This is a genomic window from Sphingomonas sp. NPDC092440 (genome assembly GCF_044754985.1).
Taxonomy (GTDB): Bacteria; Pseudomonadota; Alphaproteobacteria; order Sphingomonadales; family Sphingomonadaceae; genus Sphingomonas.
In genome coordinates this window covers 110,942-131,039 of the sequence record NZ_JBIVQA010000011.1, presented here as the reverse complement: position 1 = coordinate 131,039, position 20,098 = coordinate 110,942, and the positions used below count along the sequence as shown (strand labels likewise).

Genomic DNA, 20,098 nt, shown 5'->3' with positions numbered 1-20,098 from the left:
ATGCAGAAATTCGACTGGGCCGATCCCCTGCTGCTCGACGCGCAGCTGGAGGACGAGGAGCGGATGATCCGCGACACCGCGCGCGACTATGCCCAGGCCCGGCTCGCGCCGCGCGTGATCGAGGCGTTCGACCGGGAAGTCACCGATCCGGACATCTTCCGCGAGATGGGCGCGCTGGGCCTGCTCGGGCCGACCGTGCCCGAGGCCTATGGCGGCGTCGGCGCTTCCTATGTCGCCTATGGCCTGATCGCCCGCGAAGTGGAGCGCGTGGATTCGGGCTATCGCTCGATGATGAGCGTCCAGTCGAGCCTGGTCATGTACCCGATCCATGCCTTTGGCTCGGAGGCGCAGCGGCTGCGCTATTTGCCGAAGCTCGCCAGCGGCGAATGGATCGGCTGCTTCGGGCTGACCGAACCCGATGCCGGCTCCGATCCCGGCGGCATGCGCACGCGCGCCACCCGGATCGACGGCGGCTATCGGCTGAACGGCGCCAAGACCTGGATCTCCAACGCGCCGATCGCGGACGTCTTCATCGTCTGGGCCAAGTCGGACGCGCATGGCGGCGCGATCCGCGGCTTCGTGCTCGAAAAGGGCATGAAGGGCCTCTCGGCACCCAGGATCGAAGGCAAGCTGAGCCTGCGCGCCTCGATCACCGGCATGATCCAGCTCGACGATGTCGAGGTGCGCGAGGACGCGCTGCTGCCCGAGGTCGAGGGGCTGAAGGGCCCCTTCTCCTGCCTCAACCGCGCCCGCTACGGCATCAGCTGGGGCGCGCTCGGCGCCGCCGAATTCTGCTTCCATGCCGCCCGCCAATATGGGCTCGACCGGCACCAGTTCGGCAAGCCGCTCGCCGCGACCCAGCTCTTCCAGAAGAAGCTGGCGGACATGGAGACCGAGATCGCGCTCGGCCTGCAGGCTTCCCTGCGGGTGGGCCGGCTGATCGACGCCGGCCGCTTCGCCCCCGAGATGATCTCGATCGTCAAGCGCAACAATGTCGGCAAGGCGCTCGACATCGCCCGGGCGGCGCGCGACATGCACGGCGGCAACGGCATCTCGGGCGAGTTCCAGGTGATGCGCCACCTGATGAACCTCGAGACGGTCAACACCTATGAGGGCACGCACGACGTCCATGCGCTGATCCTGGGCCGCGCGATCACCGGCATCGCCGCCTTCTGACCTGCGCGCTCCCGGCCGTTTCCAACAACGCGCCGGGAGCCCGCCCGCCAAGGGTCACAAAGGTCGCACCACCGCGAATTCCTCGCGCGGCCTATTTTCCCTGTTTTCCCGGAAAGCGCGCGCATCTCGCAACATAGCTGCGCGCGGCTGATCCTATCTTTCCAACAAAGCAAAAGAGCGGCCGGCAGCCAGGGCCGACCGCTCGAGCCAAGCAGGCGAAACCCTACATTGCAAGCGCGCCCGGAGCGGCCCGCACGCCTTCACTTCACCAGCAGGATGCGGCTGTTGGGCGGATAGACCCATTCGAAGCCGCGCTCGGTGACCACGCCGTTGTCCTCCAGCGGGATCTTGATCTTGCGCGCCCCCCATTCGGGCACCGGCGTGTAGAGGAACAGTTCGATCGACAGGAAATTGCCGGGGCGGAGCGTGTAGGTCATGCGCAGCGGGTTGAAGTCGGCGATCGATGGACCCGAGCCATGGCCCCAATCCCCCACCGAATGGCTGCCGATCACCACGTCCGAGACCTTCATGTCCTTGCTCGGATCGTCATAGCGGCCGAGCGCCAGCCCCGGTGTCGCCGCCACGCGCCTGTTGACCGCGGCGAGCGCGTCCCCGGCAGTCACGCCCGGGCGGATCACGTCGAGGATCATCCGGCGGATTTCCTGCGCCTTGTCATAGGCGCGCTGCACGCCGGCCGGGGCCGCGTTCTCCCCGGGCTTCAGCACATAGGCCATGCGCTTCATGTCGGTATAGTAGAAGAGATAGTGCACGCCCCAATCGACCGTGATCAGGTCGCCCGGCTGGATCACATGATCGCCCGAGACCGGGCCGCGCTCGCCGGGGCCGAGGATATAGATGCTCGGCAGGCCGAAGCTGCTGCCCAGCCCCTCCTTGTGGAGCTGCTCCATCATCCACCAGGCGACATCGCCGGTGGTGGTGTGGCCCGGCACGATCACTTCGTTGGAGAGGGCGCGCTCCAGGATGGTGCGCGAATATTCCCCCGCCCTGGCAAAGGCCGCGATTTCATGGATCGAGTGGCGCGAACGGAAGTCGGAGACCAGCTTCTCGGCCGGGACCAGCCGCTCCGCCAGCGCCGGGCCGAGCGTCTCGACCAGCTTCGCGTGGAGCGAATGGCTGAGCCCGTCGGCGGTGCCGATCTCGCTGGCCACATCGATGCCGATCCGCTTGGGATCGCGCGCCTCGACGAACTTGCGCAGCTCGGCGGGCGAGAGCTTCAGGTCATAGAGCGGGCACTGGTCGAACGCCGCGCCACCGATCCCCATCGCGGCCCGCTCGATCCGGCCGCTGCCGGCGCGATCGGTGAAGACATGATAGCCGACATCGCCCACATAGCCGCCGCCAAGCAGCGCGGCGTTGGGATCGTCATGCCCCTCGCGCGAGGCGACGATCCACATGTCGATGCGGTTCTCGCGCATCGCCTCGGGCAGGATCAGGTCGAGCTTGTCCTTGCGGATCTGGCACATCTGGTCCCAGCGCCGCTTCGCCTCCTGCCCCTGGGCGGGAAGCGCCGCCAGCAGGGGAAGGACGGCAAGCGGCAGGGCCAGACGATGGCGGCGTTTCGACGACACGCTTGTTCTCCCGTGACTTACACCTGGGGAACGTGGCAGGCCCGTCACGGAAATGGAACAATAATCACGCAATTTTCGTTGATATTTCACCGCGTGTTCGGCATGGGCCCGCCTTCCCGCGCGATGGGGCGCCCATGGCGTTTCCGCCACACAACCGATCCGGCGCAAATGACGATTGATAGGTGTAGAAACATATGTTTTCGGCTAATTCGCCTGCCCGATGCCGTCCGGCCCGGCGCAACGTCTTGATCCTGCGGAACGATTGAGGGAAACATGGCCACCAGCGCGGTGAAGAAAACGGCGAGAACGGCAGAGGACCTGATGGACAATCGCAGCGTCTACGACCCGAGCAGCCCCAATTTCCGTCTCGAGAACTCGCCTTTCTACCTGATGGCGCATGCCGACTTCAAATATCACGAGGACATGGACATCGTGCTGCACAAGCATGGCGTGTCCAAGCCGATCTATCGTGTGATGACGGTGCTGCGCGAACGCCAGCCGGCCAGTATCGGCGCGATCGCCGAGGCGGCGTTGACCAAGCGCTCGACGATCAGCCGGATCATCGACCGGATGGTCGAGCAGGGCCTCGTCACCACCGAGCCCAACCCCGAGGACAACCGCATCACCGAGGTGACGCTGACTCCGGCCGGCCAGCAGACGCTGCGCAAGCTGACGCCGATCGTCGGCCGCCAGTTCAACCGCGCGATGGACGGAGTGAGCGACCGCGACATCGCCCATCTGCTGCGCACCCTGCAGAAGATCAGCGCGAACCTGAGCAAGCTGCCGATCGAGTGAGAAGGAGCGCGGCCGGGCGATCGATCCGCCTGATCCCGTCATCCCCGCCTTCGCGGGGATGACGGGAGGGTCGTATCGGGTCCTAATCTACCGGCCCCTGCCGTCCACCACCAGCTTGCCATCGGCGATGACATAGCGGACATCGCGCAGGTTCTTCAGCGAATCCAGTGGGTTGGCGCCAACAACCAGGATGTCGGCGATCTTGCCCGGCTCGATCGTGCCCAGCTTGTCACCCATGCGCATGATCCGGGCGCCCATGCTGGTGGCGGAGGCGAGCACATCGGCATTGGTCATGCCCGCCTGATGGAGATAGTCGAGCTCGCGGAAATAGGCGTCCGGATAGCGCCATTCATTCTCGAACGGGATGTCGGTGCCCACGCCGATCGGCACGCCCGCGCGCCAGGCTTCGTTCACGCGCTTCAGATGATCCTGCTGGTTGATCACGAAGCGGCGCGAATGGGTGTAGTAGAAGCCGCCGCTGGGAATGCCCGCGGTCGGGTAGCCGCCCTCGAGCAGATTGTCGAAGGCGCCGATCGTCGGCACGAAGGCGGTGCCGTGCTTCTTCATCAGCGCCACGGCCTGGTCGCTGAGCAGCAGCGGATGCTCGAGCGTGTCGACCCCCGCCTCGATCGCCCAGTCGGTATATTTGCCATAGCTGTCGATCGCGACCGGCACGCCCAGCGAATGCGCCTCGTCGATCGCCGCGGCGAGTTCCTCCCGGGCGGCCGGGGCGCTGATCTTGATCCAGTCGGCCAGGCGCCGGACCTGCTCGCGCACTGCCTTGCGCCACTCCCAGGGCCCGTCGACGCCGTGCGGATCGCCGCCGAGATTGGGCTTTTCGCGGCCGGTGGCGGTGGAGGTCACTTCGTCGCCATGCCCGCCCGTGCTGGCGAGCAGCTTGCCGCTCCACATCACGCGCGGGCCCCGGATCATGCCGCGATCCACCGCTTCCTTGATGCGCAACGCCACGTCGTCCATCGTGCCGACATCGCGCGCAGCGGTGATGCCCGCGGTGACCATCTGCTCGGCCAGCACCGTGCCGCGGATCGCCGCGGCGGCCGGGCTGTCGGAATAGCGGCCCATGTCGGTGCCGCGCTGCTGGGTGAAGTGGATATGCAGGTCGATCAGGCCGGGCAGAATCCACAGCCCTCGCGCATCGATCGTCCGCGCCGCGTTGGCGGGCACGGGCGTGCCGGCCGGGCCGGCGGCAAGGATCCGGTCGCCCTGGAGCACGACCACCGCGTTCGGGATCGGCGCGCCGCCCCGCCCGTCGAGCAGCGTCCCGCCGCTGAGCACGATCACCGGCTCATGGCTGCGATCGATCGGCGGGATCGGCAGGCGGCGGACATCGTCGGTCGTCTCGGGGATCGCGCGCTGCGCATGCCCGAGATGCGGCGTCAACACGCCGATCAGCAGCGCCGCCGAGATCGCCGCACCCCGCAGGAGCTGTTTCCGAACCGCGCCGCCCTTCCTCGATTCCCCCATGGCAACATCCTCATCATTCCCATTTACACATGATTTAAAGCGTGATTCTCTTGACGAAACAAGGGGCATTTGCAACCTTTCCCCCTCGGCGGGCTCCCGGAAGGACATCCGCCATGGGAATTGCGTTCGATGGAGCAGGCACCGCGACATGAAGGCCCGGCCCCTCCGCCCGCGGAGTCGGACGGCCTCGGCGCGCCGGCGCTGGGCGAGGCCCTGCAGCATGCCATGGCGTTGGCGCGCGGCGGCCAGGGGGAAGCGGCGGAGGCCATCCTGCTGCACCTGCTGGAGCTCGCGCCCGAAAATCCCGACGCGCTCCAGCTGCTCGGCATGATCGCGCGGCAGGCCGGCCGGCACGCGGCGGCGGTGGCGCTCTTCCGCCGCTCGCTCGCGGCCGCGCCGAATCAGCCCCATGTGCACAACAATCTGGGGAACAGCCTTGGCGACCTGGGCGACTCCGCCGGCGCGGTGCGGGCCTATCGCGAGGCGCTGTCGCTCGCGCCCGGCTATGACGAGGCCCGGGTGAACCTGGCGATCGCCCTGCTCGCCGCCGGGCAGCCCCAGCCCGCCTGCGAGACGCTCGCCCCGCTGCTGCGCCGCGATCCGCGCAACGCGCGCGCCTGGGCCATACTCGGCCAGGCGCGGCGGGCGAATGGCGAGCTCGATCACGCCATCGCCGCCTTCCGCACCGCGCTCGCGCTGCGGCCGGACCATGCCGCCACGCTGCTCAACCTGGGCGTCGCGCTGCGCCTTGCCGGCTGGCCGGAAGAGGCCCTGCCGCTGCTCGCCCGCGCTGCCGAGATCGATCCGGCCAATCCCGAGATCGCCTATGTCCTGGGCCATTGCCTGCAGAATCTGGGCCGGACCGACGCCGCCATCGTCTCCTATGAACGCGCGATCACCCTGCGCCCCGCCGATCGCGCCGCGCACCGGTCGCTCAACAACCTGTTGTGGCGGCAAGGGCGCGGCGAGGCGTGGCTGGCCAGCTATCGCGCCGCGCTGGCCCGCTTTCCCGGAGACGAAGGGCTGCTCTGCGACCTGGCCGACCGGCTGCTGCTGGCCGGGGATGCCGCCGGTGCCGCCGCGCTGCTCGCCCCCCACGCCGGCCGCGCCGGCGCGGAACTGCGCCACCAGCTCGGCCGGGCCCGCTGGTCGCTGGGCGAGCCGGAAGCAGCGCTCGCGGAATTCGATGCCGCGCTTGCCCGCGATCCCGGCTTCGCGCCCGCCGCGCGCGAGGCTGCCCGGGCACATGTCATTCTCGATCGCCCTGCCGAAGCGCTCGCGCGGCTGGAGCCGCTGCTCGCCGCCGATCCGTTCGACCAGCAGGCGCTTGCGCTCCAGGGCCTCGCCTGGCGCTTCACCGGTGACCCGCGCGAAACCTGGCTGAACGATGCCGAGCGCCTGGTCTCGGCGAGCCTGGTCGCGCCGCCCGGCAGCGATGCCGCCGGCTTCAACGCGCGGCTCGACGCCGCGCTCACCCCGCTCCACCGCGACCGCCGACATCCCCTCGGGCAGACGCTGCGCGGCGGCAGCCAGACCAGCGACGACCTGTTCGCCCGGCCCGATCCCACGATCGCCGCGGTGCGCGCGATGATCGAGGCACGGGTCCGCGCCTGGCTCGCGGCACTGCCGGACGATCCCGACCACCCTTTCCTCCGCCGCAACACCGGCCGCTTCGCCTTTTCCGGCTCCTGGTCGGTGCGGCTGCGCAGCGCCGGCTTCCACGAGAACCACATCCACCCCGAGGGGTGGATCAGCGCCTGCTATTATGTCGCCCTGCCCCGGGCAGTGGATTTCCACCGCCAGGGCTGGCTGAAGTTCGGGGAGAGCGGGCTGCGGCTCGGCGAACGCGAGCGGATCACCCGCATGATCCGGCCCGAGCCGGGGCTGCTCGTGCTGTTCCCCTCCTATTTCTACCACGGGACGGTGCCGTTCGAGGATGCCGGCCACCGCACCACCATCGCCTTCGACATCGTGCCCGCATGACCGGGCGCGAGCACAACCAGCCCCAGGGAGGACAGACATGACCAGCCAGACGCTCGAGAGTTTCGCCGCAGGCATCGCATCGGGCGCGATCCGCGCGATCGACCTCACCCAGACACTGTCGCCCGACACGCCCACGCTCGTCCTGCCTCCGGAGTTCGGCCAGTGCGCCGGCTTCAGCCAGGAGGAGATCTCGCGCTATGACGAGCGCGGCGTCGCCTGGTATTGGAACAACTTCACCGTCAGCGAGCATACCGGCACCCATTTCGACGCGCCGATCCACTGGATCACCGGCAGGGACCTGCCCAACAACGCCGTCGACACGGTGCCCCCGGCCGACTTCATCGCGCCCGCCGTGGTGATCGACATCTCCGCCCGCTCGGCCGAGAACCCCGATTATCTCCTCACCGTCGAGGATATCGCAGCCTGGGAAGCCGAGCATGGCCGCATCCCGCCGCGCAGCTGGATCCTGCTGCGCACCGACTGGTCGAAGCGCGACGTCGATGCCTATACCAATCGCCGCGAGGACGGGGCGCACACGCCCGGCCCCTCGGCGGAAGCGGTCCGCTTCCTGATCGACGCGCGCGACGCGCATGGGCTCGGCGTGGAGACGATCGGCACCGATGCCGGCCAGGCGCATCTCCTCGACCCGGCCTATCCCGCGCACACGCTGTTCCACGCGGCGGGCCGCTACGGGCTCCAGTGCCTGGAGAATCTCGACCTGCTGCCGCCCACCGGCGCAGTGATCCTCGCCACGCCGCTCAAGATCAGGGGCGGCTCGGGCAGCCCGCTGCGCGTCCTGGCGCTGGTCGCGGGCTGAGCGGATGGCCGAGCGTTCGTTCAAGGCGGAAGTCGAGCAACTGCGGCTGGGAGAGGGCGAGACCTTCCATGGCGAAGGGATCCTTGCCGTCACCAAGGCGCTGCTCCAGGCGGGAGTGGCCTATGTCGGCGGCTATCAGGGCTCGCCGATCAGCCATCTGATGGACGTGTTCGCCGACGCGAGTGCGCTGATGGGCGAACTCGGCGTCCATTTCGAGAGCTCGGCGAGCGAGGCGACGGCGGCGGCGATGCTGGCCGCCTCGGTCAACTATCCGCTGCGCGGCGCGGTGGCGTGGAAATCGGTGGTGGGCACCAATGTCGCCTCCGACGCGCTGTCCAACGTCGCCTCGGGCGGCGTGACCGGCGGGGCGCTGATCATCCTCGGCGAGGATTATGGCGAAGGCTCCTCGATCATGCAGGAGCGCACCCATGCCTTTGCGATGAAGTCGCAGATGTGGCTGCTCGATCCCCGGCCCAGCCTGCCGGTGATCGTCGACATGGTCGAGAAGGGCTTCGCGCTGTCCGAGGCGTCGAACACCCCGGTGATGCTCGAGCTGCGGGTGCGGGCCTGCCACGTCACCGGCAGCTTCGTCGCGCGCGACAATCGGCGTCCCCGGCTCACCGTGGCGGAAGCGGCCGAGGCGCCGGTGCGCGATGTCGACCGGATCGTGCTGCCGCCAGCCAATTTCCTCCACGAGGTGGAGAAGATCGAGCAGCGCTGGCCCGCCGCGATCCGCTTCATCCGGGAACACAAGCTCAACGAGCATTTCGGGCCCGAAAGCGACGAGATCGGCATCATCGTGCAGGGCGGGCTGTTCAACTCCCTGAATCGCGCGCTCGAGCTGCTCGACCTGTCCGACGCCTATGGGAAGATGGCGATCCCGGCATATGTGCTCAATGTCGCCTATCCGCTGATCTCCGACGAGGTTCGCGACTTCTGCGCCGGCAAGCGCGCGGTGCTGGTGGTGGAGGAAGGGCAGCCCGAGTTCATCGAGCATGAGCTGAACACCCTGGTGCGCCGCGCCGGGCTCGACACGCGGATCGTCGGCAAGGAGATGCTGCCGCGCGCGGGCGAATATGGCGGTGTGGTGATCCGGGACGGGGTGGCGAAATTCCTGCGCGCTTATGCTCCCGAGCGAGCGCCTGCCGAAGAACCCGCAGCCGCCGCCCCCGCCCTGCCCCCCGGCGCGGTGCCGCAGCGACCGGCCGGATTCTGCACCGGCTGCCCGGAGCGGCCGATCTTCTCGGCGATGAAGCTGGTGCAGAAGGAGCTCGGCGCCTTCCATGTCTCCGCCGATATCGGCTGCCACCTCTTCTCGATCCTGCCGCCCTTCCATATCGGCAACACGACGATGGGCTATGGCCTGGGCACCGCCGGCGCGTCCGCGTTCAAACCCCGCGACCGGCGCGCGATCGCGATCATGGGCGATGGCGGCTTCTGGCATAACGGCCTCACCTCCGGGATCGGCAACGCCGTCTTCAACCAGGACGACAATCTGACGATCATCGTCGACAACGGCTATTCCGCCGCCACGGGAGGCCAGGACATCCTCTCCTCGCGGGCCAGGCCACCGGGCCGCAAGACCAACAACCCGATCGAGAAGGCAGTGCGCGGCATCGGCATCGGCTGGGCGCAGACGATGACGCGTACCTATGACGTGGCCGGCATGCGCGACGCGATCCGCACGGCGCTGACGAGCGCGGAGAAGGGCCCCAAGGTCCTGGTCGCCCAGTCCGAATGCCAGCTCAACCGCCAGCGCCGGCTGAAGCCGCAGGCAGCGAAAGCGCTCAAGGAGGGCCGGCGCGTGGTGCGCGAGCGCTTCGGCGTCGATCCCGATACCTGCACCGGCGACCATAGCTGCATCCGCCTCTCCGGCTGCCCTTCGCTCACGATCCGGCCCAATCCCGATCCGCTGCGCCAGGATCCCGTGGCCCATGTCGAGAACAGCTGCGTCGGCTGCGGCGTTTGCGGCGAGGTGAGCCACGCCGCGGTGCTCTGCCCTTCCTTCTACAAGGCCCGGATCATCGCCAATCCCGATCGCCGGGATCGCCTCCGCCAGCGCCTGCGCGGCTGGGTGATCGGCGCGCTTCAGCGCCGCGCGGCCCGCGCAATCGCCGCGAGGGCGTTCTGATGCCGGAGCGCGCGCGGATCACCATCGCGGTGCTGGGCCTTGGCGGCCAGGGCGGCGGCGTGCTGGCCGACTGGATCGTCCAGCTTGGCGAGCGCGGCGCTCATGTCGCGCAGGGCACGTCGGTTCCCGGCGTCGCCCAGCGCACCGGCGCCACCATCTATTATGTCGAGATGATCCCGAAGGGCGACACCGGCACGCCCGTGCTGGCGCTGACGCCGGTGCCGGGCGATGTGGATATCGTCGTCGCCTCCGAGCTGATGGAAGCGGGCCGGGCGATCCTGCGCGGATTCGTCACCAGCCGCACCACGCTGATCGGCTCCACGCACCGCGTCTATGCCATCGCCGAGAAGTCGGCGATGGGCGATGGCCGGGCGAGCACCGAGCGGATCCTGGCCGCTGCGGGGGAACGCGCCGGGCGCTTCATCGGCTTCGACATGGACGCGGCCGCCGAGCGCACCGGCAGCGTGATCAGCTCGGTGCTGTTCGGCGCGCTGGCCGGCAGCGGCGCCCTGCCCTTTCCCCGTACCGCCTTCGAGGACGCGATCCGCGCCGGCGGCAAGGCGGTGGAGGCGAATCTGCGCGGCTTCGCGGCGGGGTTCGACGCGGCCCGGGGGGAGCCCGAGCCGAAGCCGGAAACGCCCGACGCGACCGTTCCCACCTCCGCAGCCGGCCGTGCCCTGGCCGCGCGGATCGACGCCGACTTTCCGCGGGAAGCGCGGTTCCTCGCCCGCGAAGGGGTCCGGCGCCTGATGGACTATCAGGACTCCGACTACGCCGTGCTGTACTTGGATCGGCTCGACAGCCTGGGCAGCAACCCGGTGCTGCTCGCCGAGGCGGCGCGTCACCTCGCGCTGTGGATGTCCTATGAGGACACGATCCGTGTCGCCGACCTCAAGGTCCGCGCCAGCCGTTTCGCCCGCGTCCGGGGCGAGGTTCGCGCGAAGGACGGCCAGATCGTCCAGCTCACCGAATATATGCACCCGCGGCTGGAGGAGGTCTGCGAGACGCTGCCCGCCGGCATCGGCCGCCGCATCCTGGCGAGCGAGCGTTGGTCGCGACGGCTGGAGCCGCTCTTCGCAAAGGGCCGCCATGTCGAGACCACCGGCCTGCGCTGGTTCCTGCTCCTCTCGCTGCTCGCCGGCTGGCGGCGCTGGCGGCGCGGCACCTTGCGGTACCAGGTCGAGCAGGCCCGGATCGAGGACTGGCTGGCGCTGATCCGCGCGGCGGACGCCGATGCGGCGATCGAGCTGGCGCGATGCCAGCGGCTGATCAAGGGCTATGGCGAGACGTTCGCGCGCGGGCTGGGCAACTATGCGCGGATCGTCGAGCGCTGGCGGGCCGGCGGACTGGATGCGGCCGGGCTGCGGCGCCTGCGCGAGGCGGCGCTGGCGGACGAGGAGGGCGTGGCGCTGGGGGAAGCGCTGGCTTCCTGACCGGCAGCAGACACGCCGCACTCAATCGTCATCCCGGCGAAAGCCGGGATGACGATTGGGCGAACGGCTATTTCCGCGCCGCGATCCAGTCGTCCACCACGGCCTCCAGCATCGTCATCGGTAGCTGGCCCTGGGCCAGGATCAGGTCGTGAAAGGCGCGGATGTCGAACCTGTCGCCCAGTGCCTTCTCCGCCCGGCGGCGCATTTCGACGATCTTCAGCTCGCCGACCTTGTACGCCACCGCCCCGCCGGGCGCGCCGATATAGCGGGCCAGCTCGGTATCGATGTTGATATCGGCCAGGGCGGTGTTCTCGGTGAAACAGGCGCGCGCCTGCTCGTAGCTCCAGCCCATCACATGGATGCCGGTATCCACCACCATCCGGCACGCCCGCCACATCTCGGTCGAGAGGCTGCCGAACGCCTCATAGGGATCGCGATAGACGCCCATCTCGTGCCCCAGCCGCTCGGCATAGAGCGCCCAGCCCTCGCGAAAGGCGAGCAGGTCGCGCTGGCGGCGGAAGCTTGGCCATTCGGGATGCTCCTGCGCGATCGCCGCATGGGTGTGATGGCCGGGGGCGGCCTCGTGCAGGGTCAGCGCCGGCACCTCGTAGAGCGGGCGCTGGTCGAGATGCGAGGTGTTGACGATGAACCGCCCCGGAAAGCCCCTGGAGAAGTCGCCGCCGCCCGAGCGGGCGGTGGTATAGCCTTCCTCCAGGTCCGCGGGCACGGGCTCGACGGTGAAGGGCTGGCGCGGCAGCGTGCCGAACCAGCGGGGGAGCAGACCGTCGATGCGCTTGGCGGCGGCGCTGTACTTTCCGATCAGTTCCTCGCGGCTGCGGGCATAGAAGCGGGGATCGGTGCGAAGCTGGCGCAGCCACTCGGGAAAGCTGCCCTTGAAGCCGCTCTCCGCGATCACCCTGTCCATTTCGCCGCGAATGCGCTTCACCTCGGAAAGACCGAGGGCATGGACCTGCTCTGCGGTAAGGTCGGTGGTCGTGTAGTAGCGCAGGAGGAAGCCGTAATAGCCCCGGCCGCCGGGAATATCGGCAATGCCCAGCCCCTTGCGGGCATGCGCGCGGTAGCGGCCGTCGACATAGGCCAGGATCGCGCGCTGCGCCGGGCGGATCTCGTGTTCGATCACCAGGCTCGCTTCCGCGACCAGCGCGTCCCTGCCCTTCAGCGGCGCGAGCAGCGGGTCCTCCGCCACGGGCCGCGCGACCTGGGCGCGCAACACCGCCACCGCGACATCGACCACTCGCGCCGGCTGGGTCCAGCCCGTGGCGATACCGCGCTCCAGATTGGCGCGCTGCTCGGCGAAATAGCCCGGCACCCCGCGCAGCCGCGCGATCCAGGCCCGCCCATCGGCGTCGCCGCGCACCTCCACGCTGCGCGCGGCATAATAGGGCGTGTTGTAGAAGCCTTCATGCGCGACAAAGGCGAAGCGGCGCTCGTCGAGATCGATGCCCTCCACGCGCCAGCCGATGATCTGGCGAAGAAAGTCGCGGTTCCTCCTGTCCTCGGATGCCAGCGCCGCATCGGGCAGCGCGGCGAGCGCCTTGTCGATCGCCAGCAGCTCGGCCTTGCGCGCGGCCATGCCGGCGGGCGTCTCGACCGGCCAGCCCTTTGGGGAATGCGAGGGATCGGAGCGGCCCGCCTCCATCGGGAAGCTTTCCGAGAAGCGCTCGTACCGGGCGATCAGCGCATCGAGATCGGGCGATCCCGCCCCAAGCAGCAACGCGGCGCCGATCGGCAGCAGGAACAATCGCAGGGCACGGATCATGCGCGGTCTCCTCGAGGATCGGCCAGACACCTGCTCAGTTGGACAGCCAGGCCATCGTCATCAGCAGCTTGGGCAGCAGCGCCGCGCCGGCATGGAGCCGGATCGGATGCGGCGTGCGCGGCACGACCGAGAGCCGCTCGCGGCTGTTCGACGCGATCGCCGCGGCCACTTCGATGCCCAGCTGCGTGTTGATGCCGATGCCGCGGCCATTGTCCGCCTGGATCGCCAGCGCACCGTCGCCCAGATCGTAAAGCTCGGGCAGGAAGGACGAATTCACCCAGGCCAGCCCTTCCCAGATATGATCGATCCGGGGATCGGACAGCGCGGCGAAATGCTGCCGGAGCCGGCGCCGGGCCTCGCGCAGATGCGCCTTGCCGCCCCGGAGCAGGAACGACATCGGGAAGGCCGAGATCAGATGCCCCTGCGGATCGAGCCGCGCGGTGAAGAGATAGGAGACCTTGTCGGTAAAGGCGCCGCCCTCGGGCAGGATGGTGGCGCGCTGCACATCGTCCAGCGGCGCGGTCGCGAACTGGACGACGTGGAGCGGCAGCGCCGTGCGCCGCAGCGCCGGGTGCAGCCGGGCATTGCCGCCATTCGCCGCCAGCACCACCCGCCGCGCCGATACCGCGCCCCCCGGCGTCCGCGCGATCCATCGGCCGCCTTCGCGCCGGAGCGCCTGCACCGGGCTCTCGCCGAACAACCTTGCCCCCTTCGTCAGCGCCGCCCGGGCAAGCCCGCGGACATAGCCGAGCGGGTTGAGGCTGCCGCCGTCGCCGAAGCGCAGCGCGCCGCAATAGCGCTCGACCCCGAAGGCATGCCGCGCCTCGCGCGCCTCGACGAAGCGGACGTCATAGCCGCGCGATCGCCACTGATCGGCATAGCCGCGCTGGCTCTCCGCCAGCCCTTCGCTGTGCGCGGGCGTGTAGAAGCCGTCCTGCCGGGCATCGCAGTCGATCGCGTGCCGCTCGACCAGGTCGAACACCGCCCGCGCCGATCCGCCGATCATCCGCGTCAGCATCTCGCCATGGTGGCGGCCGAGCGCCGTGACGATCGTCTCGGGCGTATGCCGGATATAGTCGGGCGCGACGAGCCCGCCGCTCCAGCCGGTCGCCTGGTCGCCGGGCTGGCCCGCCTCGAGCAGCACCGTGTCGATACCGGCCTCGGCAAGATGGAGCGCAGTCGCCGTGCCGGCGATGCCGCCGCCGATCACGAGCACGTCCGCTTCGATCTCGGCCGCCAGCGGCGCGAGCTCGGGGCCGGGCGCCGCCGTGGCGACCCAGACCGGCCTGGTCGACGGCCCGCCACCCCGGCGACGGGAAATGGACTGATGCTCCATCACCACGCCTTCACAAGGATGCGGCTGGGGGCCGGCGCGAAGGGCAAGAACTCCCCCGCGACGTCCGTGATACGGGACGTTTGCATGTAATCTCGAACTCTCTGTTCGCCCCGCAAGGGAGCGGTGTTTGCGCGCCCCTGAAAGAGGCGTTGTTCTCAATGGACGGTCAGGCAGCGGCGGGCGCGTTTCTCCCGGCACGCTCGGTGCGGCGCGCGATGGTGACAAAGGCCAGCACGAAGCAGAGCGCCACCGGCGTGTTCATGATCATCGGCAGCGACATCTCGTTGTTGCCGACGATGCTCACCGCGATGAAGATCGCCGTGCCCTCCTGCCGCATCAGATGCTCGATCCCGATCGCGATGTTCTCGCGCCGGGAGAAGCCGGCGAAGCGCACGATCGTCATCACCACGCAGACCATGATCAGGTTGAGCGCCACGGTGATCCAGAACAGCGCGCCCAGATTCTCGCGCAGCACCGGCACCTGATCGAACAGGATGAAGCCGAAAGCAGTGAACAGCACGATCGTCGCGATGTTCTTCAGATATTTCTTGAAGGCGATCGCGAAGCCGGGGCGCAAGGCACGAAGCGTGAAGCCGGCGGCGGCGGGAAGCACGGTGATCGAGAAGATGTCCCAGAAGAACGAGGCCAGCGGCACCTTCACATCGGCCTCGAGCCCCAGGAAGTGGCTCAGCGCGAAATGGGCATAGAAGGGGACGACGAAGATGTAGATCATGCTGAGCAGCAGCGTCATCGACATCGACAAGGCGAGATCGCCCTTCGCCATGTCGGTGAAGAGGTTCGACAGCATGCCGCCCGGCGTGGTGGCGAGCAGCACGAAGCCGACCGCCAGCGCCGGCGTAGGCGCCACGGTGAGCGCCAGCGTGACCCCGATCAGCGGCGGCACGATCAGCATCGAGCAGACGCCGAAGACCAGCGCGCGCTTGTTGCGGAATACCTGGCGGAAATCCTCGGCAGTGAGCGACAGGCCCATCGAGGCCATGATCGCGATCAGCGAGCCGGGCAGCACCCAGTGCCCCAGGACGGACATCAGATCGGCATAGGTCATGTCCCGCTCCCCCTCAGGCCGGTTCGACGGTGATGGTGCAGGCGCCGTTCCGCCGGATCGTGCGGCAGTCGGCGACGGCCTTTTCCAGATCCTCGTCGAGGATGCGGGCGCAGACATTGGCCTGGATCCAGCCGAACGGCATCAGCAGCCGGCCGCCGGCACCGTAGAAGATGCCGATGTCGTAGAAGGGCCCGGGCGGCAGGCCCTGGGTGCTGCCCGGCGCGAGATAGGCCAGCACGATGTCGCCGGCGCCCGGATAGGAGGTGGCGTTCTCGGCCGGGATCGGCGGCCGGGCCATGCCTTCGGGAAGGGATGCCGAGGGCATCGGCACCGAGATCTCGGGCCCGGTCCAGATCGCGTGCATCGCCTCGAACGAGGCGCGCCGCGCGGCGAGATCGCGCAGGAATTCGCAGGACAACGGCGCCGCTTGCGGGAGCAGGCGGCAGCGCGCCGACAGTCCCGATTTCGGCTCCGTGAAACGTACCAGATCCATCGAAAGCATCCCCCTATCCGCCCGTCGCCATCGACAGATATTCTTCCTTCTGCAGCGCGATCGGCACATTGCCGTTGGCCCAGAGATAATCGTGGAAGCGCTTGAGATCGAAGGACTTGCCTTCGCGCACCCGGGCCTCCGCGAGGAACTCGGTCGTCTGCATCTTGCCGATCTGGTAGCTGATCGCCTGGCCGGGCGCGGCGGCGAAGAACGTCGCTTCCTCGCGCGCCGTCGCCCGGTCCATCGGGACCATCCTCTCCAGATAGTCGGCAGCCTGGGCGATGGTGAATTCACCTAGCGCCAGCTTCACGTCCACTTCGACCCGAAGGGCACGCAATCTCGCGAAATTGTAGATGATCTCGCGCGTCTTGGGCGCATCGGCCCAGAAGCCGGCCTGGAGCATCATCTCCTCGGCATAGAAGCCGGTGCCTTCATTGGCGCCGCTGTCATAATAGCGGCGGCGCAGCGGATCGGGGTTCCGCCAGCTGAGGCTGAGCTGGAAGAAATGGCCGGGCACGCCTTCATGGACGATGATCGGCCGCGGATCGCGCGCGATCGAAAGGTTGAAATAGCCGAGCTTGGGCGAAGGATCGGGGAGATAGACGGTCGCGTCCTGCCCGGTCCGGTCGATGCTGGTGAAATCGAAGGTGCGCCCCAGCCAGCCGATCGGCGCGAGATAGGCGGGGAAAGGCTGGGCCTTGTAATGCCCCACCCAGTCCGGGACCGTCAGCAGGTTCTTCTCGGTCAGGAACTGACGGACCTTGAGCTCCTCGGCATCGAGCCGGGCAGTGACGGCGCCGATCGAGGCACCGAGCGGCAGCTCGGGAATGCCGGCATTGCGATTGCGCTCGAGCGTCTCGAACAGCACCGAGCGCGCCCATTCCTGCCGGCCCATCGCGACAAGCTGCTCGGGCGAATAGGGATAGATGCCGACATTGCCGAGGAAATAGAGGTAGCTATCGCGGCCCACCGCGGTCTGCTCGGGCAGGCCGGCGCGCTTCGCCTTGAGGAACTCGGTGTAGCCCGCGAACGCCGCGATCGCCTTCTCGACCACGGCACCGAGCCGCTTCTTCCGCGCCGCATCGGCATAGGGCGCGAGGCCGGCAGCCATGCCGCGCAGGCTTTCGGGTACTTCGGCGAGCTGGCCGAGCGCGACGTCGACGAACGGCCCGCGCATGTCGTCGAGATTGGCACGGCCGGCGGCGAGGATCGCGGGTGCGTTGCCGAGCAGGTGGATCACTTCATCCAGCCGCGCATGCGAGACCGGCGGCTTGGGCAGCAGAACCTCGAACACCGGGTTGAGCGCCTGGGCGGTGTAGAAATGCGGCTGGCGGCGCCAGGCGGCGATGTGATCCATTTCCCAATGGACGCGGGCCAGCGCCGAGCCGACCAGCCGGTAATCGACCTTCTCGCTGATGCCTTGCGGGGCCCCTTCCAACGCCTTCCAGCGCGCCTCGAACGCGGCAAGCTGCCGGCGCTGGGCGGCGACGCCGGCGGGGGACCAGTCGGGCAGCCAGCCGGCGGGGCGGACGATGCGCGGGATGTCGTCGCTGCTCGCGGGCTGGGTGGTGCCGCGCCAGGCCCAGAAATCGGCGCCGAGCTGCTGGACGGCCGGCTGCGCGGCCGCCGCCTGCGCGACCAGCAAAGTGGCGCCTCCCAACAGAACCGCGATACCCCGACGCAGCATGTTACTTCCGGTTCTTCACATTGCGATCGAAGAACTCGACCATCTTCTTGAACGAGAAGCGGGTCTGCGGAATGTTCTCCGCGTCCCAGGGATGGTTGGCACCCGGCAGCGTCACCAGCTCGAACAGCTGCTCGCGCTGGATCATCTGCTCGGCCAGCGCCATCGTGTCCGAATAGAGCACGACGGAATCGCGGGTGCCGTGGATGATCATCAGCGGGTCCCTGATGCCCTTGGCCTGATAGAGTGCCGACTGCGCCTCGTAGCGCTTGGGCATGTCCGGTCCGTCGGGCGGGCCCATGATCCACATCTGCGCCGGGAAGGCGTGCCAGACATTGGTGGCGGGCGCGCCGGCGATGCCTGCGGCATAGAGGCCGGGCTTCTTCGACAGCGACATGATCGTCATCAGCCCGCCATAGCTCGAGCCCCAGATGCCGATGCGCTTCGGATCGGCATGGCCCTGGGCGATCAGATAGCGGACGCCGCTCTCGAGATCGTTGATGTCGGTCTCGCCATAGCTCTCATATTGCGTCTGGTTGTGGTCGCGTCCCTGCCCCCAGGAGCCGCGGATGTTGACGGTCAGGACGATATAGCCTTGCGAAACCAGATACTGGTCGAGCCCCCAGGTCGGGTGGGCACGGCGGCCGCCCCACTGGTTGTGGACCGCATCCGAATAGACCGAGCCGACGATGACCGGGTATTTCTTGCCCGGGTCGAAATCGGCGGGGACGCTCACCCGGCCGAGCAGGTTGATCCCGTCGACATGGCTGGGGAACTGGACATAGCTGGTCTTCGCCCAGGTCTGGCCGTAGAAATCGGGCTGGGGCGACTTGGTGACCTGCACCGCCTTGCCGGGCTTCGCCGTGTCGATGACGAACAGCTCGGGCGGCAGGTCGTCATTGCTGTACCAGTCGGCGATGCGGCTGAAATCGGGGGAATAGACCGGCTCGTGCGTGCCGCCTGCCGGCCCGCTGAGCTGCTCGATCTTTCCGCCGGCGACCGGCACCCGGTAGAGCTGGCGGTCCTGGAGCGCGGACTTGTTGGCAGTGAAATAGAGCTGCCTGTTCTTCGCATCGACCGCGAACGAAGCGATTTCCCATTTGCCGCTGGTGATCTGGCGGGGCGCCTCGCCGGCCTTTTTCTGGTGGTAGAGCTGAAGCCAGCCGTCGCGATCGGTGAGGATGATCAGGCCGTCATCGCCCGGCGCCCAGGCGACTTGCCAATCGGGGCGGAGATGCTTGGGCTCGCGCAGCTGGTAGAAGGTCTCGCGCGCGCCGGTGGCGGCGTCGTAGAGATAGATGCTGTGCTCCTTGGCCTCCATGTCGGCGCTGCTGACGAACAGCCGCTTGCCGTCATGCGACAGGCCATAGCCCCAGACGTCATGCTTGGCATCGGGGCGCTCGAACAGACGGGACTTGCCCGTGGCGAGGTCGACCATGCCGATCGCCGTCCTGCTGGTCTCCTCGCCGGGGAAGGCGCGGATCACGCGGTTGTTCTGCAGCTTGCCCTTGGCGTCGTAATAGATATCGCGCTCGGGCATGGCGCGGTCGTCGGCCTGCTGGAAGGCTATCGCCTTGCCGCTATCGGCCCATTTGAAATCTTCGATATAGACCTTGGGATCGTCGCTGCCGGCAAGGCGCGTGGCGACGGCTCCCTCCCCCGCCGCAATATCGCGGACCCAGAGCTGGCCGCCGGGGGCGACCGGCGATGCGGCGGGCGCAGCGGCGATGAAGGCGAGCTTCGAGCCGTCAGGCGCGACGGCGAGCTTGCGGATGCCGCGCTTGTCGGCCTCCGCCTTCACGATCCTGCCGTCCGCCTCGCGGATATGGAGCTGGCCGCCCAGGGTGAAGGCAACGCGGCCGTTGGCCAGGAACACCGCCTGGGCGATGCCCTTCGCTTCCGCCTCCGGCTTGCTGTCCTTGCCCAGGAAGGTCAGCCGGGTCTTCTGCCCGGTCCGGGGCGACCAGGACCAGATGTCGCGGAACGAATAGCCTTCGTCGTTCCACAGGAAGAGCACCGCGCTGCCGTCCGCAGCCCAGCTATAGCCCTGGGGATCGATGCCCACGAGGCTCTTGTAGCGATAGAGTTCGTCGATCGAGAAGCTGGTGCCGGGCACGCCGGCGGTGCCCCGGACCGGCCCCTGGGCCTGCTGGGCAAAGGCGGGAGCCGCCGCCCCCGGCGAGGCGATCATGAGAGCCGCCGACATCGCGCGGACGGAAACGCTGAACTTGATCATCTTCCCAACACCTTCACCATCTGTCGACGCTCCCGGCCCCCGGGCCGGTTGCCGGCGACGGCGGGGGATCACCGCCGCCGCCGGACTTGGGGCC

General features: G+C 68.5%; 14 protein-coding genes. 6 read left to right on the top strand and 8 right to left on the bottom strand.

Features of this window, described 5'->3' with window-relative positions; all coding sequences use genetic code 11:
• Positions 1 to 1,176, top strand: a complete 1,176-nt coding sequence (locus ACIQCS_RS18100; RefSeq protein ID WP_345847281.1) for an acyl-CoA dehydrogenase — start codon at positions 1 to 3, stop codon at positions 1,174 to 1,176.
• Between the two features lie 260 nt (positions 1,177 to 1,436).
• On the opposite strand, the gene ACIQCS_RS18095 is transcribed toward ACIQCS_RS18100, so the two are convergent.
• Positions 1,437 to 2,765: a M24 family metallopeptidase gene (locus ACIQCS_RS18095; RefSeq protein WP_345847283.1), complete on the bottom strand. Its 1,329-nt coding sequence runs from the start codon at positions 2,763 to 2,765 to the stop codon at positions 1,437 to 1,439.
• 273 nt (positions 2,766 to 3,038) lie between these two features.
• Between ACIQCS_RS18095 and ACIQCS_RS18090 the strand changes: the two genes are divergently transcribed.
• A complete protein-coding gene (locus ACIQCS_RS18090; RefSeq protein WP_345847285.1) occupies positions 3,039 to 3,560 on the top strand; it encodes a MarR family transcriptional regulator in 522 nt (173 codons plus the stop codon).
• An 87-nt stretch (positions 3,561 to 3,647) separates the two neighbouring features.
• On the opposite strand, the gene ACIQCS_RS18085 is transcribed toward ACIQCS_RS18090, so the two are convergent.
• Positions 3,648 to 5,045 (bottom strand): amidohydrolase family protein, encoded by a 1,398-nt coding sequence (locus tag ACIQCS_RS18085; RefSeq protein ID WP_345847286.1) that lies wholly within the window; start codon positions 5,043 to 5,045, stop codon positions 3,648 to 3,650.
• A gap of 129 nt (positions 5,046 to 5,174) precedes the next feature.
• Between ACIQCS_RS18085 and ACIQCS_RS18080 the strand changes: the two genes are divergently transcribed.
• Genes ACIQCS_RS18080 through ACIQCS_RS18065 form a run of 4 tightly spaced genes read left to right on the top strand, consistent with a single transcriptional unit; the run spans position 5,175 to position 11,409 of the window.
• On the top strand, positions 5,175 to 7,028 hold the full coding sequence (locus ACIQCS_RS18080) for a tetratricopeptide repeat protein (RefSeq protein WP_345847287.1): 1,854 nt from the start codon (positions 5,175 to 5,177) through the stop codon (positions 7,026 to 7,028).
• Between the two features lie 37 nt (positions 7,029 to 7,065).
• Positions 7,066 to 7,845, top strand: a complete 780-nt coding sequence (locus ACIQCS_RS18075) for a cyclase family protein (RefSeq protein ID WP_345847289.1) — start codon at positions 7,066 to 7,068, stop codon at positions 7,843 to 7,845.
• 4 nt (positions 7,846 to 7,849) lie between these two features.
• On the top strand, positions 7,850 to 9,976 hold the full coding sequence (locus ACIQCS_RS18070; RefSeq protein WP_345847290.1) for an indolepyruvate ferredoxin oxidoreductase subunit alpha: 2,127 nt from the start codon (positions 7,850 to 7,852) through the stop codon (positions 9,974 to 9,976).
• Entirely contained in the window at positions 9,976 to 11,409 is a 1,434-nt protein-coding gene (locus ACIQCS_RS18065; RefSeq protein WP_345847291.1) for an indolepyruvate oxidoreductase subunit beta family protein, read from the top strand. Before ACIQCS_RS18070 ends, ACIQCS_RS18065 begins: the two co-directional genes overlap by 1 nt.
• A 67-nt stretch (positions 11,410 to 11,476) precedes the next feature.
• Here ACIQCS_RS18065 and ACIQCS_RS18060 read toward each other — a convergent pair whose 3' ends face one another.
• The 6 genes from ACIQCS_RS18060 to ACIQCS_RS18035 all read right to left on the bottom strand — a co-directional run bounded on the left by ACIQCS_RS18060 (position 11,477) and on the right by ACIQCS_RS18035 (position 20,004).
• The gene (locus ACIQCS_RS18060) at positions 11,477 to 13,189 is read right to left on the bottom strand and encodes a DUF885 family protein (RefSeq protein WP_345847292.1); all 1,713 of its coding nucleotides are present in this window, start codon (positions 13,187 to 13,189) and stop codon (positions 11,477 to 11,479) included.
• Positions 13,190 to 13,223: 34 nt separating this feature from the next.
• Positions 13,224 to 14,525, bottom strand: coding sequence for an FAD-binding oxidoreductase (locus tag ACIQCS_RS18055; protein ID WP_345847293.1), 1,302 nt, complete (start codon positions 14,523 to 14,525; stop codon positions 13,224 to 13,226).
• A 166-nt stretch (positions 14,526 to 14,691) separates the two neighbouring features.
• Positions 14,692 to 15,591, bottom strand: coding sequence for a bile acid:sodium symporter (locus tag ACIQCS_RS18050; protein WP_345847295.1), 900 nt, complete (start codon positions 15,589 to 15,591; stop codon positions 14,692 to 14,694).
• A gap of 13 nt (positions 15,592 to 15,604) precedes the next feature.
• Entirely contained in the window at positions 15,605 to 16,084 is a 480-nt protein-coding gene (locus ACIQCS_RS18045) for a DUF3830 family protein (RefSeq protein WP_345847296.1), read from the bottom strand.
• A gap of 13 nt (positions 16,085 to 16,097) precedes the next feature.
• Positions 16,098 to 17,771 (bottom strand): DUF885 family protein, encoded by a 1,674-nt coding sequence (locus ACIQCS_RS18040; RefSeq protein ID WP_345847297.1) that lies wholly within the window; start codon positions 17,769 to 17,771, stop codon positions 16,098 to 16,100.
• 1 nt (position 17,772) lies between these two features.
• Positions 17,773 to 20,004, bottom strand: a complete 2,232-nt coding sequence (locus tag ACIQCS_RS18035) for a prolyl oligopeptidase family serine peptidase (RefSeq protein ID WP_345847298.1) — start codon at positions 20,002 to 20,004, stop codon at positions 17,773 to 17,775.
• Positions 20,005 to 20,098: the final 94 nt, after the last annotated feature.

What these genes read in the sequence shown, in the direction of transcription:
- ACIQCS_RS18045 (WP_345847296.1), bottom strand. Translation starts at nt 16,084, where the DNA reads ATGGATCTGGTACGTTTCACGGAGCCGAAATCGGGACTGTCGGCGCGC.
- ACIQCS_RS18075 (WP_345847289.1), top strand. Translation starts at nt 7,066, where the DNA reads ATGACCAGCCAGACGCTCGAGAGTTTCGCCGCAGGCATCGCATCGGGC.
- ACIQCS_RS18050 (WP_345847295.1), bottom strand. Translation starts at nt 15,591, where the DNA reads ATGACCTATGCCGATCTGATGTCCGTCCTGGGGCACTGGGTGCTGCCC.
- ACIQCS_RS18100 (WP_345847281.1), top strand. Translation starts at nt 1, where the DNA reads ATGCAGAAATTCGACTGGGCCGATCCCCTGCTGCTCGACGCGCAGCTG.
- ACIQCS_RS18060 (WP_345847292.1), bottom strand. Translation starts at nt 13,189, where the DNA reads ATGATCCGTGCCCTGCGATTGTTCCTGCTGCCGATCGGCGCCGCGTTG.
- ACIQCS_RS18085 (WP_345847286.1), bottom strand. Translation starts at nt 5,045, where the DNA reads ATGGGGGAATCGAGGAAGGGCGGCGCGGTTCGGAAACAGCTCCTGCGG.
- ACIQCS_RS18080 (WP_345847287.1), top strand. Translation starts at nt 5,175, where the DNA reads ATGGAGCAGGCACCGCGACATGAAGGCCCGGCCCCTCCGCCCGCGGAG.
- ACIQCS_RS18065 (WP_345847291.1), top strand. Translation starts at nt 9,976, where the DNA reads ATGCCGGAGCGCGCGCGGATCACCATCGCGGTGCTGGGCCTTGGCGGC.
- ACIQCS_RS18055 (WP_345847293.1), bottom strand. Translation starts at nt 14,525, where the DNA reads ATGGAGCATCAGTCCATTTCCCGTCGCCGGGGTGGCGGGCCGTCGACC.
- ACIQCS_RS18070 (WP_345847290.1), top strand. Translation starts at nt 7,850, where the DNA reads ATGGCCGAGCGTTCGTTCAAGGCGGAAGTCGAGCAACTGCGGCTGGGA.
- ACIQCS_RS18090 (WP_345847285.1), top strand. Translation starts at nt 3,039, where the DNA reads ATGGCCACCAGCGCGGTGAAGAAAACGGCGAGAACGGCAGAGGACCTG.
- ACIQCS_RS18040 (WP_345847297.1), bottom strand. Translation starts at nt 17,771, where the DNA reads ATGCTGCGTCGGGGTATCGCGGTTCTGTTGGGAGGCGCCACTTTGCTG.
- ACIQCS_RS18035 (WP_345847298.1), bottom strand. Translation starts at nt 20,004, where the DNA reads ATGATCAAGTTCAGCGTTTCCGTCCGCGCGATGTCGGCGGCTCTCATG.